This is a genomic window from Micromonospora matsumotoense, from assembly GCF_900091525.1.
In the GTDB taxonomy this organism is placed as follows: Bacteria; Actinomycetota; Actinomycetes; order Mycobacteriales; family Micromonosporaceae; genus Micromonospora; species Micromonospora matsumotoensis.
Window position 1 is genome coordinate 1 of the sequence record NZ_FMCU01000017.1, and the last position, 12,697, is coordinate 12,697.

Genomic DNA, 12,697 nt, shown 5'->3' on the forward strand with positions numbered 1-12,697 from the left:
GGGTGGAGGGGCGGTTGCGGGTGGAGTTGGCGGGTGTTCGTCCGCGGTCTTGTGGGGTGGCGTTTTATTCGTCGGTGACTGGTGGGTGGTTGGATACTGGGGGGTTGGATGCGGATTATTGGTATAGGAATTTGCGGCAGACGGTGTTGTTTTCGGATGCGGTGGGGGCGGCGGTGGGTGCGGGGGGTGTGGCGTTTGTTGAGGTGAGTGCGCATCCGGTGTTGGTGCCGGCGTTGCAGGAGATTGTGGATGGTGTGGGTGGGGAGTTTGTGGTGGTGGGGTCGTTGCGGCGGGGTGATGGTGGGGTGGATCGGTTGGTGCGTTCGGCGGCTGAGGCGTTTGTGTGTGGTGTGGAGGTGGATTGGGGTCGGGTGTTGCCTGCGGGGCGTGTGGTGGGGTTGCCGACGTATCCCTTCCAACACCAGCGCTACTGGGCATCAGCGACGAACCCCCGGGTTGCCGACGCGGCTCCCCGGTCCCGGCCCGCCGACGTCGCCGAGGAGTTCTGGGGCGCGGTGGAGCGGGGCGACGCGGACGCGCTGGGCGTCGCGCTGGGCGTTGGCGCGGACACCCCCCTGCGTGAGCTGGTGCCGGCGCTGTCGGCCTGGCGCCGGCGTCGCGACCAGGAAGCGGTGATCGACCGGTGGTGCTACCAGGTGACCTGGCGCGCTCTGCCGTCCCGGCAGGGCAGGGCTGCGCCGGGGCGTTGGATGGTGGTCGTGCCCAAGGGGGTCGCCACGGCACAGCAGATCGCCGACCGGATCGCCGACGTCCTGACCGGCGGCGGGGATCGCGCGCGGGTGCTGGAACTTGACGCCGCGGCTCCCGACCGACCCGGGTGGACGATGCTGCTGAGCAGTTGTATCGACGGCGACACCACCGGAGTCGTCTCGCTGCTCGCCATGAACGACGAGGGCGTGGCCGGAGCGGGAGTCAGGGTCGGGGTCGGGGTGATGGCGACGGCGGTGCTGATGCAGGCCGTGCTGGACACCGGCCGCGCGCTGCGGGTCTGGGCGTTGACGCAGGGGGCGGTCGGTACCGGCGTCGGCGATCCGGTGCAGGACCCGATACAGGCCCAGACGTGGGGGGCGGGGCGGGCGATGGCACTGGAACTCCCCTCCCTGTGGGGCGGACTGATCGACCTCCCGATGGACGCCACGGACAGGGTGATCACGCATGACCTCGCCGCTCTGCTCGACGGCAACCACGGTGAGGACCAGATCGCGCTGCGCAGCGACGGCGCGTACGGACGCCGCCTGGTACGCGCCCGCCGTAGCGGAACCGCCGGGGAGCCGGGTGCCTGGCGTCCTTCCGGGACGGTCCTGATCACCGGCGGTACGGGCGGCCTGGGCGCGCACGTCGCACGCTGGCTGGCCGCGCACGGCGCCGAGCACCTTGTGCTGGTCAGCCGCCGCGGCCCGGACGCTGCCGGGGTGGACCGGTTGACGGCCGAACTCGAACAGCTGGGTGCCCGTGTGACGATCGCCGGCTGCGACATCGCCGACCGTACGGCACTGGCCGGACTCCTGACCGGGCTGCGTACCTCGGGCGAGGTGATCCGCACCGTCGTCCATGCCGCCGGGGTGGCCTCCTACAACCTGGTCAAGGACCTTGATCCGGGCGAGCACACGCAGGTGATGGCCGCGAAGGTCGAGGGTGCCGTCCTGTTGGACGAGCTGCTCGCCGACACGCCGCTCGACGCGTTTGTGCTCTTTTCCTCCAATGCGGGCGTATGGGGCAGCGCGACCCTGTCGCTCTATGCGGCAGGGAACGCCTTCCTCGACGGCTTCGCCGAGTGGCGTCGAGCACGGGGCAGGCCGGCCACCTCCGTTGCCTGGGGAGCCTGGGCCGGTGCCGGGATGGTAGAGGAGACGGGCACCGGTGAACTGCTCCAGCGGCAGGGCGTGCGGGAGATGGATCCGGACCTGGCCATTGCCGCCCTGGTCCGCGCGATCGAGCACGACGAGCAGTTCCTGGCTGTCGCCGACATCGACTGGGAGTCCTTCGCGCCGATCTTCACCACCCACCGGCAGAGCCCGCTGCTCGGTGAGATCGAGGACGCGCGTGAGGCGATCGAGTCACTTCTCACGGCGGGAGCCGCCGGTAAGGAGACGACGGAGTTCGGTGACGGTCTGCGCTCCTCGGATCCGGAGGAACTCTTCCGCGCCGTGTCGGGGCTGGTTCGGGAGAGCGTGGCGGCGGTCCTGGGCTTCGGCTCGCCGGACGGCCCCGAGGCCGAACGGAACTTCCGGGAGTTGGGATTCGACTCGTTGACGGCCGTGCAGCTGCGGAATCGCCTGAACACAGCGACGGGCCTGCGGTTGCCGGCGGGGGTGGTCTTCGATCACTCGAACGCGGCGGCCCTGGCGCGGTTCGTCTGCGCCGCGCTGGCCGAGCGCGTGCCCGCGCCGTAGCGGTAGCCGGACTCGTACCTGCTCACCAGCGGTGCCGTGCCCGTTCGGCGGGTGGCACATCGGGCTCGGCCGTCCCGATGAGCGGCATCGCATCGTCGCGCCTCGTGGCCGCCCGGAGGGTCGGAAACTGGTCTCCGTCGCGCCCCGCCCGGTCCATCGGCTGGTGCCACCGGACCGGACGGGGCGGCCGGGTCAACGGGGCGTACGCCGCGTCTTCGGTAGGTCGTACTGGTCGGCGGCCTTGCAGTCCTTCTGCCCGCCGATCGCCCGTGGACCCAGCCGGTCGAGTTCCGCGCGGGCCCGGGCGCGGCCCAGGTTCCAGGCGTACCACGGGTCCGGCTCGGCGAGGTCGTCGTCGATCCAGCTCAGCGTGCAGCGGCGGACCCGGTCCGGCAGGTTGGCCAGGGCGGGCGTGGCGTCGGCGGAGAGCGCCCGCAGGTACCAGGCGTCGATCTTGCCGGTCTCCTCGTAGCGGGTGATGTTGCGGCGGGCCGCGTAGTCCTCCGGGTTCAGCACGGCCAGGCTGAGCAGCATCACCACGGCCAGGCCGACGGTGGCGCCGGGGATCCAGCGACCCCGCCACCGCACCCCCGCCACCAGGATCATCAGGAAGACCGCGCCGAGCAGCAGCTCGAAGGCCATCACGAAGATCCGCTCACCGGTGAAGCTGTAGACCTTCTGGTAGGTGTACATCCGGGACAGCGCCGACACCACGATCACCACGCTGAGCGCGCTGAGCAGCCCGAGCAGGACCCGCAGCAGGACCCGTTCGACGCGGGTCTCCCGGCGTGCCCACCGGCTGACCCCGCCCAGCACCGCCACGGTCAGCAGCGTCACCACGGTCAGCTGCCAGAACCCGCTGCGGGCGTACTCGGCGTAGCTCAGGCCGGCGGTGCGCAGGACGTGCCGCTGGCCGCCGAAGAGCACGGTGAACTGCACCGCGACGAAGCCGACGAAGAGCAACGTCAGGGCGGCGATGGCCGGGGCCCACTCCAGCGTCCCCCACCGGCGTCGGCCCTCCCGGTCGACCGTCGACAGGTCCGGCGGGGCGGCCAGGGCGTAGGTGGCGGCGACCGCGATCAGCCCACCCACCGCGGCCAGGAAGAGCCACCGGATCACCGTGCCGACGTTGATCTCGGGCACGATCGCGCCGAGGACCTGGTTGAAGGCGGCGTCGGCGGAGGAGAGCAGCAGCCCGAAGACGAGCAGCACCACGGCGGTGGCGACGATCGAGCCGACGACCCGGGGCACCAACTGGCCGGAGCCGGTGGTGCTCACGTGCCGACGTACCCAGGGCAGCCCGCGCAGTGCCGCGAGCGGGGCCGCGACCAGGCTGAACAGGATCGAGCGGACCTGTCTGCCGCCTATGATGGCCAGCGTCGCGCAGCCCAGCGCCCCGAGCACGCAGAAGGTCACCAGCCACCAGGCGTTGCGGAAGGCCAGTACGGCCAGCAAGGCCAGCGCGCCCACCGCCCAGCCGCCCCGGATCAGGCGGTCGGTGCGGGTCAGCGCCCCGGCGCTGCGGCCGACCGCGGCGACCACCCCGACGGTCAGGATCAGCCAGCCGAGGAACCAGCCGATGCCGGTACGGCTCAGTGGCACGAAGAACGCCACGCCCAGCGCGCCGGCCAGGACCGCTGCCGGCACCGCCCAGCCGGTGGCGGGCCGGGGACCGGGCCACCGGGTGGTGAGGAACGACGGCGGGGGTGGGGTCGGGCGCCAGTCCACCGGCGGGCCACCCCAGTGTGGTGCCGGTTGCCCACCGGTCGCGGGTCGCCCGGGACCGGGCGTCGCCGGCTGGCCGGTGCCGGGAGTCGCGGGTTGGCCGGTGCCGGGTAGTGCCGTTTGGCCGGTGCGGGGTGTTGCCGTTTGGTCGGTGCCGGGCGTTGCCGGCCGGCCGGCGTCGGCAGCCGGGGGTTGGTCGGAGCCGGGCGCTGCCGCGGTCGGTGGGGTCGAGGGGCCACCGGTCGTGGCTGCGGCGCTGCGCGGTGCCGGGACGGTCGCCGGTCGACCGGGTCCGCCGACCGCCGACCCGCCGACCGCCGTCGCCGACGGGGCAGCGGAGGCCGGCCCGGCCGGGTTGTCGCCGGTCGGCACGGTGGGGTCGCCGTCATCGCGACCGGCCGGCGCGACGGCGGGCGGGCCTGCGGGGGCCGGGTCGGCGCTGCCCGCCGGGGTGGCTGCGGCGGCCGGGGTGGCTGCGGCGGCCGGCACCAGGGGCAGGAAGATGGCGTACCCGACGGTGCCGTCGGGGATCTGGACCGGGATGGCCCACCCGGGCTCACCCTCCCGACCGGGCCACCTGATGGCCGGCGGCACCCCCTCCAGGGCAGGCATGGTCAGCAGGTACGGCATCCCGTCGGCGGGCGGGGACCCGGGCGGCGGTGGGCTGCCCTCCGGGGAGTCTGACGTCGGCTCCGGCTCGGACACGGTGTGCTCCTTGATACGGGAAGTGCGGTCACTGTAGAGCGAACCGGTCCCCGCTGTGGCCCCGTCACCGGCACGGCGCGCCGGATCGTCGAACCTTTGCCGGCCCGCATCCGTACCAAGGGCGGGAGGTCGACCAGATGACCGTACGCCGAACGTTCGCCGCGCTCGCGGTCGTGGCGGTGACCGTGCTGCTCGATGCGGCTCCTGCCGCCGCGCACGGCGCACCGACCAGCCCGCTGAGCCGTTCGGCGGCCTGTGGCCCGGAGGGGCCGCACGTCTCGACGCCGGCCTGCCTGTCCGCGGTGTCGGCGGGCGCGGCGCTGCGCGAGTGGGACAACATCCGGGTGTACGGCGTCGCCGGCCGGGACCGGGAACGCATCCCCGACGGCGAGCTGTGCAGCGGCGGGCTCTCCGCCTACCGGGGGCTGGACCTGGCGCGGGCCGACTGGCCGGCGACGGAGCTGACCGCCGGGGCGAAGTACACGTTCCGCTACCGGGGCACCATCCCGCACAAGGGCACGTTCCGGCTGTACACCACCCGCTCCGGTTACGACCCGCGGACCCCGCTGCGCTGGGCCGACCTCGACACGATCCCGTTCCTGTCGGTGACCGACCCGCCGCTGCGCGACGGGTCGTACCAGATGCCGGGGCGGTTGCCCGCCGGGTTGACCGGTCGGCACCTGATCTACACGGTGTGGCAGAACTCCGACACCCCGGACACCTACTACTCCTGCTCCGACGTGCTGTTCCGGGCGGCGGGCAGCGTGCTGGCGGCCACCCCGACGGACACCGCCCCGACCCCGTCGTCGACCGTGGCGAGCGACGCCCCGGCCGACCCGGCCCCGGCGGCCTCCGCCGACGCCACCTCGGACGTCGGCGGGTCCGTCGGCGCGGGGGAGGAGGCCGGCGTGCCGGTGGCGTCCGTGACCCAGGTCGGGGGCGGCAACATGCGGCTGGTGGTGGGGGCGGCGGCGGTGGTGACCGTGCTGCTGGTGGCGCTGGTGGCGACCCGGCTGCGCCGACCGGCACCCGTTCCGCCCGGCCGCCCGTGTGGTGTCCGCAACCACCGCGCCGGCCGCCGCCGCATCTGGTGAGGCCCACCCGGCTCGCATGATCCACACAGTTTCGCCGAAGTTGCGGTATCCCGGCGCGCGGATACCGCAACTTCGGCCCACAAGCGCGGCCCCCCGCGGCGCGGGAGAGTGGGCGGTCAGGCGAGGAGGCGATCGATCTCGGTCAGCTCGTCGGGGGTGAAGTCGAGGTGGCGTACGGCGGCGACGTTGCCCTCCAACTGGGCCACGCTGCTCGCCCCGATGATCAGGCTGGTCATCCGGGGGTCGCGCAGCGCCCAGGCGAGGGCGAGCTGGGCCAGCGTCTGCCCGCGCCGCTCGGCGATCCCGGCGAGGCCCCGGATGGTGGCCAGCTTCTCCCCGGTCACGTCGTTCTCGTTGAGGAAGACGCTGGTGCGCGCCCGGGAGTCCGCGGGGATGCCGTCGAGGTAGCGGTCGGTGAGCAGCCCCTGGGCCAGCGGACTGTAGGCGATGCAGCCCGCGCCGACCTCGGCCAGCGTGTCGAGCAACCCGTCGGCCTCGGTCCACCGGTTGAACATCGAGTACGACGGCTGGTTGATCAGCAGCGGCGTACCCAGGTCACGCAGGATCGCGGCGGCCCGCGCGGTCTGCTCCGAGTCGTAGTTGGAGACGCCGACGTAGAGCGCCCGGCCGGACCGGACGATGGCGTCCAGCGCACCCATCGTCTCCTCCAGCGGGGTGTCCGGGTCGAAGCGGTGGGAGTAGAAGATGTCGACGTAGTCCAGACCCATCCGCCGCAGCGACTGGTCCAGCGACGAGATCAGGTTCTTCCGGGAGCCCCACTCGCCGTACGGGCCGGGCCACATCAGGTAGCCGGCCTTGCTGGACACCACCAGCTCGTCCCGGTACGGCCTGAGGTCGGTGGCGAGCAGTCGGCCGAACGCCTCCTCCGCCGCGCCGGGCGGCGGACCGTAGTTGTTGGCCAGGTCGAAGTGGGTGACGCCGAGGTCGAACGCCCGGCGGACGATGTCCCGCTGGCGCGCGAACGGGCGGTCCGGCCCGAAGTTGTGCCACAGCCCGAGCGAGATGGCGGGCAGCCGCAGGCCACTGCGCCCACTGCGGCGGTAGGTCAACTGGTCGTAGCGGTCGTCCGCGGCGAGGTAGGTCACGCCGTCGACCCTAACCCCGCCCCCGACCGGACGTTCTCCCTGGTCGGGGCGACGGGGTGCCGGCGAACCCGGTCGGCCGCCGGCCGCACCGCGGGCCCACCCGCCGTCCCGCCGCCCCGGAGCGCCGGGGCGGACCCGCCCGCACGTAAGCGGGTCATGGTGGCGGTCGGGACGCCACCCGGGTCCGGGCCGGCATGTCGGAAGGGCGATCCCGGTGCCGGCGGCGTAGGGGGCCCGACCGCGCTAGCGTGGGACGGGTGACTGCGCCCAACCAGGCTCTCCCGGTCCCGCCCGCCGACCTGCCGGGCACCCTCGGCGCGTTGCGCGCCGCCGGACACCGGTACCAGACCGTCAAGCAGGAACTCCGCCACAACCTGCTCGCCCGGATGCGTTCCGGCGAGGACCGTTTCCCCGGCATCGTCGGCTACGACGACAGCGTGCTGCCCGAGGTCGAGCGGGCGTTGCTCGCCGGCCACGACATGGTGCTGCTCGGCGAGCGCGGCCAGGGCAAGACCCGACTGATCCGGGCGCTGGTGACGCTGCTCGACGAGTGGACCCCGGTGCTCCCCGGCTCGGTGCTCAACGAGCATCCCCTGCACCCGCTCACCCCGGCGTCCCGTGCGCTGGTCGCCGAGGCCGGCGACGACCTGCCGATCGGCTGGCTGCACCGTTCGATGCGGTACGGCGAGAAGCTGGCCACCCCGGACACCAGCGTGGGTGACCTGATCGGTGACGTCGACCCGATCCGGATCGCCCAGGGTCGTACCCTCGGTGACCCGGAGACCATCCACTTCGGATTGGTGCCGCGCACCAACCGGGGCATCTTCGCCGTCAACGAGCTGCCCGACCTGGCCGAGCGGATCCAGGTGGCGCTGCTCAACGTGCTGGAGGAGCGGGACATCCAGGTCCGCGGCTACCAGCTGCGGCTGCCGCTGGACCTGTTCCTGGTGGCCAGCGCCAACCCGGAGGACTACACCAACCGGGGCCGGATCATCACCCCGCTCAAGGACCGGTTCGGCGCGGAGGTCCGTACCCACTACCCGGTCGACCTGGAGCTGGAGCTGGCGCTGATCCGGCAGGAGGCCGACCTGGTCGCCGAGGTGCCGGAGCACGTGCTGGAGGTGCTGGCCCGGTTCGCCCGCGCGGTGCGCGAGTCGCCGTCGGTGGACCCGCGCTCCGGGGTCTCCGCCCGGTTCGCCATCGCCGCCGCCGAGACGGTCGCCGCCGCCGCGTTGCGCCGCGCCGGCCTGCTCGCCGGCCCCGCCGGTTCCCCGGCTGCCGGCTCCGCGTCGGCTGCCGGCGACGCCACGGTACGGCCCGAGTCGCCGGTCGCCCGGGTCGGCGACGCGGTGTCGGTGACCTCGACGCTGCGCGGCAAGGTCGAGTTCGAGAGCGGTGAGGAGGGGCGGGAGATCGAGGTGCTGGCCCACCTGCTGCGGGCCGCCACCGCCGAGACCTTCCGGGCCCGGCTGGCCGGGCTGGACCTCTCCGGCTTCACCGCGCTGGTCGCCGAGGGGGCGATGATCGAGACCGGCGAGCTGGTCTCCTCGGCGGAGCTGCTGCATCAGGTCGGCACGGTGCCGGGGCTGGCCAAGGCGCTGGACCGGCTGGGGTTGGGCGACGCGCCCACCCCGGAGCAGGCCGCCGCCGGGGTCGAGTTCGTGCTGGAGGGGCTGCACCTGACCCGCCGGCTCGGCAAGGACGTCACCGACTCCGGTCGTACCGTCTACGGCGGTCGGAGCTGAGCATGGCCGGCAACCGGTTCCGGTACGGCCAGTGGCAGGGCGGCCCCGACCCGCTCGCCCCGCCGTACGACGTGCGCGCCGCGGTGGACGCGGTCGGCGCGGAGGTGCTGGCCGGCGGCAGCCTCCGGGACGCGCTGCGTGACCTGCTGCGCCGTGGCCCGAACAACCGGGGCGGCCTGGACGAGCTGGCGGCGCGCGCCCGGCGGTTGCGTCGTGAGGCGTTGCGCCGGGGCGACCTGGACGGCGCGGTGACCCGCTCCCGGGCGCTGCTCGACCAGGCGCTCGCGGCGGAGCGGGACGCGCTGCGTGAGCGGACCGACGACGACGCCCGGTTCGCCGAGACGGTGCTGGACAACCTGCCCCGGTCGACCGCCCGCGCGGTGCAGGAGTTGGCCGGGTACCGGTGGACCAGCGACGAGGCCCGGCAGACCTACCAGCGGATTCTGGACGGGCTGCGCGGGGAGGTGCTGGAGCAGCGGTTCAGCGGGCTGCGCGACGCGGCGCGGGCCGCCGGTGACCCGGCAGTGCAGGCGCAGCTCGCCGAGATGATGCGTGACCTCAACGACCTGCTGGCCCGGCACGCCCGCGCGGAGGACACCACCGACGCGTTCGCCGAGTTCATGCGCCGGCACGGCGAGTTCTTCCCGGAACAGCCGGGCACCGTCGACGAGCTGGTCGACGTGCTGGCCCGCCGGTCGGCCGCCGGTGAGCGGCTGATGCGGTCGCTGTCGGACCGGCAGCGCGAGGAGCTGGCCGGGCTGATGCGGCAGTCCCTCGGTGACCGGCTCGCCGGTGAGCTGTCCGCGCTCGACGCCCACCTGCGCGCCCTGCGTCCCGACCTCAATTGGCAGCGCGGCGAGCGGGTCCGTGGCGACCAGCCGCTCGGCTACGGCGAGGCGACGGGGGCGCTGGACGAGATCGCCGAGCTGGACGAGCTGCTGGACTCCCTGGACCAGCAGCAGCCGGGGGCCACCCTGGACGACGTGGACGTCGACGCGGTCGCCCGGACGCTGGGCCGCGACGCCGCCGACGACGTCCGCCGGTTGCGGGAGCTGGAGCGGGAGCTGCGCCGGCAGGGCTGGGTGAGCCGGGATGCCGACGGGTTGACGCTCAGCCCGAAGGCGCTGCGCCGACTCGCCGGCACCGCGCTGCGCCGGGTCTTCGCCGACCTCACCGCCGGCCCGCGCGGCCAGCACGACCTGCGTACGGCCGGGGCGGCCGGCGAGGTCAGCGGCGCCTCCCGGCAGTGGGAGTACGGCGACGAGCAGCCGTTGGACGTGGTGCGCACGCTCACCCGGGCGGTGCGTCGGGCCGGTCCCACCGTGCCGCTGCAACTCGCCGTCGAGGACTTCGAGGTGGTGGAGACGGAGCGGCGGGCGTCGGCGGCGGTGGCGCTCTGCGTGGACCTGTCGTACTCGATGGTGTCGCAGGGGCGGTGGGGGCCGATGAAGCAGACGGCGCTGGCCCTGTCGCACCTGATGGTGAGCCGGTTCCCGCAGGACGCTCTGCAGATCGTCGGTTTCGGCCGGGAGGCGATGCCGTTGACCCAGCAGGAGTTGGCGGCGGTGGAGCCGGACATGCAGCAGGGCACCAACCTCCAGCACGCGTTGCGGCTGGCCGGACGGCACCTGCGCCGCCATCCGGGGGCCGAGCCGGTGGTGTTGGTGGTGACCGACGGCGAGCCGACCGCGCATCTCGACCCGGACGACGGTGAAGCATATTTCCATTGGCCGCCGCTGCCCGAGACGATAGAGGCGACCATCCGCGAGGTGGACCGGTTGACCCGTGCCGGGGCGACGCTCAACCTGTTCATGCTCGGTGACGACCCGGGTCTGCACCGGTTCATGGCGGCGGTGGCCCGCCGTTCCCGGGGTCGTCTGTTCACCCCCGACCTGGGCGACCTCGGCGAGTACGTAGTGTCCGACTATCTCCGCGCCCGTCACGGGCGGCGCTGACCGGCGCGGTCAGCGGGTGCGGCGGAAGGTGCGGCGGTAGACCGACGGGGAGACGCCGATCCGCGCGTGCAGGTGTTGACGCAGGGCGGCGGTGCTGCCGAAGCCGCAGCGGTGGGCCACCTGGTCGACCGTCAGGTCGGTGGTCTCCAGCAGCAGGCGGGCGTGGTCGGTGCGCTGCTGGAGCAGCCATTGTGCCGGGCTGAGCCCGGTTTCGGAGCGGAAGTGCCGGGTGAAGGTGCGTACGCTCATCCGGGCGTGCGCGGCCAAGTCCCGCAGGGCCACCGGCTCGTGCAGGCGTCGTCGGGCCCAGTCCCGGGTGGCGGCGGTGTCGCTGACCGGGGCGCGGGGCACCGGTCGTTCGATGTACTGGGCCTGGCCGCCGTCGCGCCACGGCGGCACCACGCAGCGGCGGGCCGCCCGGTTGGCCACATCGCTGCCGTGGTCGATGCGGATGACGTGCAGGCACAGGTCGATGCCGGCGGCCACTCCGGCCGAGGTGAGGACCCGTCCGGTGTCGATGAAGAGCACGTCCGGGTCGAGGTCGATACCCGGGTGCAGCCGGCGGAACCGGTCCGCGTACGCCCAGTGGGTGGTGGCCGGGTGGCCGTCGAGCAGCCCGGCGGCGGCCAGCACGAACGCGCCCGTGCAGATCGACATGACCCGGGCGCCGCGCCGGTGCGCGCCCCGCAGCGCCTCGGCCACCGCCGGGTCGATGGTGCCGTCGGTCATCGGCGGGCCACTGCGCATGCCGGGCACCACCACCGTGTCGGCGGTGACCAGCAGGTCGAGGCCGTGGTCGGGCAACACCTGGAACCCGGCGGTGCTGCGTACCGCACGGCCACCGGGGGTACAGGTGGCGACGTCGTAGAGCGGCCGCCGGTCGTCGGTGCGGGCGGCACCGAAGAGCTGTGCCGGGGTGCCCAGGTCGAGGCCCACCACATCGTTGAGGGCGAGCACGGCGATCCGGTGCACGGTGGAGGTCATGGCCCGATTATTGCGTACGATGGATTTCCGGCCACTCGTGTTTTGCGCGTTCCGCGTATCCAAGGCCAGGACCGTGATCCGAGTCCGCACCCCCTGCGGGGGTGGGCCGGGAGCGGGGCCCCGGTCCGGTCCGCGACCACGCATCGGCGGTGGTGTGGCCGGGCGACGCCGGTCACCCGGTGGTGGAGCCACCAGGGTCGACCGGTCGACCAGGGGTGGCGCTCGGCGGCACCGTCAGCCGAGGGCCCACTGCTGGCCGGCGGCGCCGGTGCAGGTGGCCTGCACCAACTCGGCACCGGCTCCGGTACCGCCGTCGCGTACCTGCGCGCACTTGCCCGACTGCACGCCGACCAGCAGCACCGGGCCGGTACCCAGCGGGGTCAGCCGCCACTGTTGGTTGGCCTGCCCGTGGCAGCCGAACTGCTGGAGCCTCGCGCCGTCGTCGCCGCTGCCGCCCTCGACGTCCAGGCAGCGGTCGTACGCGGCGTTGGTGAGCGTGACCACGTCCGGCGCGACCGGGTTGGCCACCCACTGCTGCTCCGGCCCGCCGGTGCAGGCGGCCAGTTCGGCCGCGGTCTTCTCGCCGGCGCCGTCGGTGCCGAGGCAGAGTCCGGAGGTCACGGCGCGGAATGCCGTCGGCCCGGTGACGGCGGTGGGGGTGGTGACTGCCGGGGTCGGTGACGGCGGTGCGGTCGTCGGGGCCGGCTCGCTGCTCGTCGGCGCCGGCGCGTCCGCCGTGGTGGGGGCGGGGGCGGCCGCCGCAGGTACCACCGGCTGCGTCCGCCCTTCGCCGCCGAGCACACCGGTGGCGAAGAAGACCCCCAGCAGTACGCCGGCCAACCCGGCGGCCAGCGCGAACCGCATCAGCGGATCACGGGGCAGCCCGGGGCGGGCGGCCCGCCTGGCGCCGTACACGGTGCCGGACGGGTCGCGGTGCGGATCGGGGACGGCCATGCTGGCATGGTGACC

8 protein-coding genes and 1 pseudogene are annotated in these 12,697 nt (G+C 73.8%); 5 read left to right on the top strand and 4 right to left on the bottom strand.

Annotation, left to right across the window (positions count from 1 at the left end; translation table 11 throughout):
• Nucleotides 1-20: 20 nt before the first annotated feature.
• Nucleotides 21-344: pseudogene (locus GA0070216_RS36685) on the top strand (acyltransferase domain-containing protein); the annotation flags it as partial.
• Nucleotides 345-392: 48 nt separating this feature from the next.
• Nucleotides 393-2,414: an SDR family NAD(P)-dependent oxidoreductase gene (locus GA0070216_RS25815; RefSeq protein WP_245722736.1), complete on the top strand. Its 2,022-nt coding sequence runs from the start codon at nucleotides 393-395 to the stop codon at nucleotides 2,412-2,414.
• Nucleotides 2,415-2,606: 192 nt separating this feature from the next.
• Here GA0070216_RS25815 and GA0070216_RS25820 read toward each other — a convergent pair whose 3' ends face one another.
• Nucleotides 2,607-4,844, bottom strand: a complete 2,238-nt coding sequence (locus tag GA0070216_RS25820) for a DUF4153 domain-containing protein (RefSeq protein ID WP_245722737.1) — start codon at nucleotides 4,842-4,844, stop codon at nucleotides 2,607-2,609.
• A 137-nt stretch (nucleotides 4,845-4,981) separates the two neighbouring features.
• On the opposite strand from GA0070216_RS25820, the gene GA0070216_RS25825 reads away from it, so the two are divergent.
• Nucleotides 4,982-5,938: a lytic polysaccharide monooxygenase auxiliary activity family 9 protein gene (locus tag GA0070216_RS25825; protein ID WP_091251410.1), complete on the top strand. Its 957-nt coding sequence runs from the start codon at nucleotides 4,982-4,984 to the stop codon at nucleotides 5,936-5,938.
• A 116-nt stretch (nucleotides 5,939-6,054) separates the two neighbouring features.
• Here GA0070216_RS25825 and mgrA read toward each other — a convergent pair whose 3' ends face one another.
• Nucleotides 6,055-7,044, bottom strand: coding sequence for an L-glyceraldehyde 3-phosphate reductase (mgrA, locus tag GA0070216_RS25830; RefSeq protein ID WP_091251413.1), 990 nt, complete (start codon nucleotides 7,042-7,044; stop codon nucleotides 6,055-6,057).
• 248 nt (nucleotides 7,045-7,292) lie between these two features.
• Between mgrA and GA0070216_RS25835 the strand changes: the two genes are divergently transcribed.
• A complete protein-coding gene (locus tag GA0070216_RS25835; protein WP_091251414.1) occupies nucleotides 7,293-8,789 on the top strand; it encodes a magnesium chelatase ATPase subunit I in 1,497 nt (498 codons plus the stop codon).
• A gap of 2 nt (nucleotides 8,790-8,791) precedes the next feature.
• Nucleotides 8,792-10,744 (top strand): VWA domain-containing protein, encoded by a 1,953-nt coding sequence (locus GA0070216_RS25840; RefSeq protein WP_091251417.1) that lies wholly within the window; start codon nucleotides 8,792-8,794, stop codon nucleotides 10,742-10,744.
• Nucleotides 10,745-10,753: 9 nt separating this feature from the next.
• Here the strand turns inward: GA0070216_RS25840 and GA0070216_RS25845 are convergent, their stop codons facing one another.
• Both GA0070216_RS25845 and GA0070216_RS25850 read right to left on the bottom strand, forming a co-directional pair.
• The gene (locus GA0070216_RS25845; RefSeq protein WP_091251419.1) at nucleotides 10,754-11,728 is read right to left on the bottom strand and encodes a GlxA family transcriptional regulator; all 975 of its coding nucleotides are present in this window, start codon (nucleotides 11,726-11,728) and stop codon (nucleotides 10,754-10,756) included.
• A gap of 234 nt (nucleotides 11,729-11,962) precedes the next feature.
• Entirely contained in the window at nucleotides 11,963-12,682 is a 720-nt protein-coding gene (locus GA0070216_RS25850) for an RICIN domain-containing protein (RefSeq protein WP_091251421.1), read from the bottom strand.
• Nucleotides 12,683-12,697: the final 15 nt, after the last annotated feature.

Excerpts from the sequence above, each read along its gene's own strand:
- GA0070216_RS25825 (WP_091251410.1), top strand. The coding sequence starts at position 4,982 with ATGACCGTACGCCGAACGTTCGCCGCGCTCGCGGTCGTGGCGGTGACC.
- GA0070216_RS25845 (WP_091251419.1), bottom strand. The coding sequence starts at position 11,728 with ATGACCTCCACCGTGCACCGGATCGCCGTGCTCGCCCTCAACGATGTG.
- GA0070216_RS25850 (WP_091251421.1), bottom strand. The coding sequence starts at position 12,682 with ATGGCCGTCCCCGATCCGCACCGCGACCCGTCCGGCACCGTGTACGGC.
- GA0070216_RS25840 (WP_091251417.1), top strand. The coding sequence starts at position 8,792 with ATGGCCGGCAACCGGTTCCGGTACGGCCAGTGGCAGGGCGGCCCCGAC.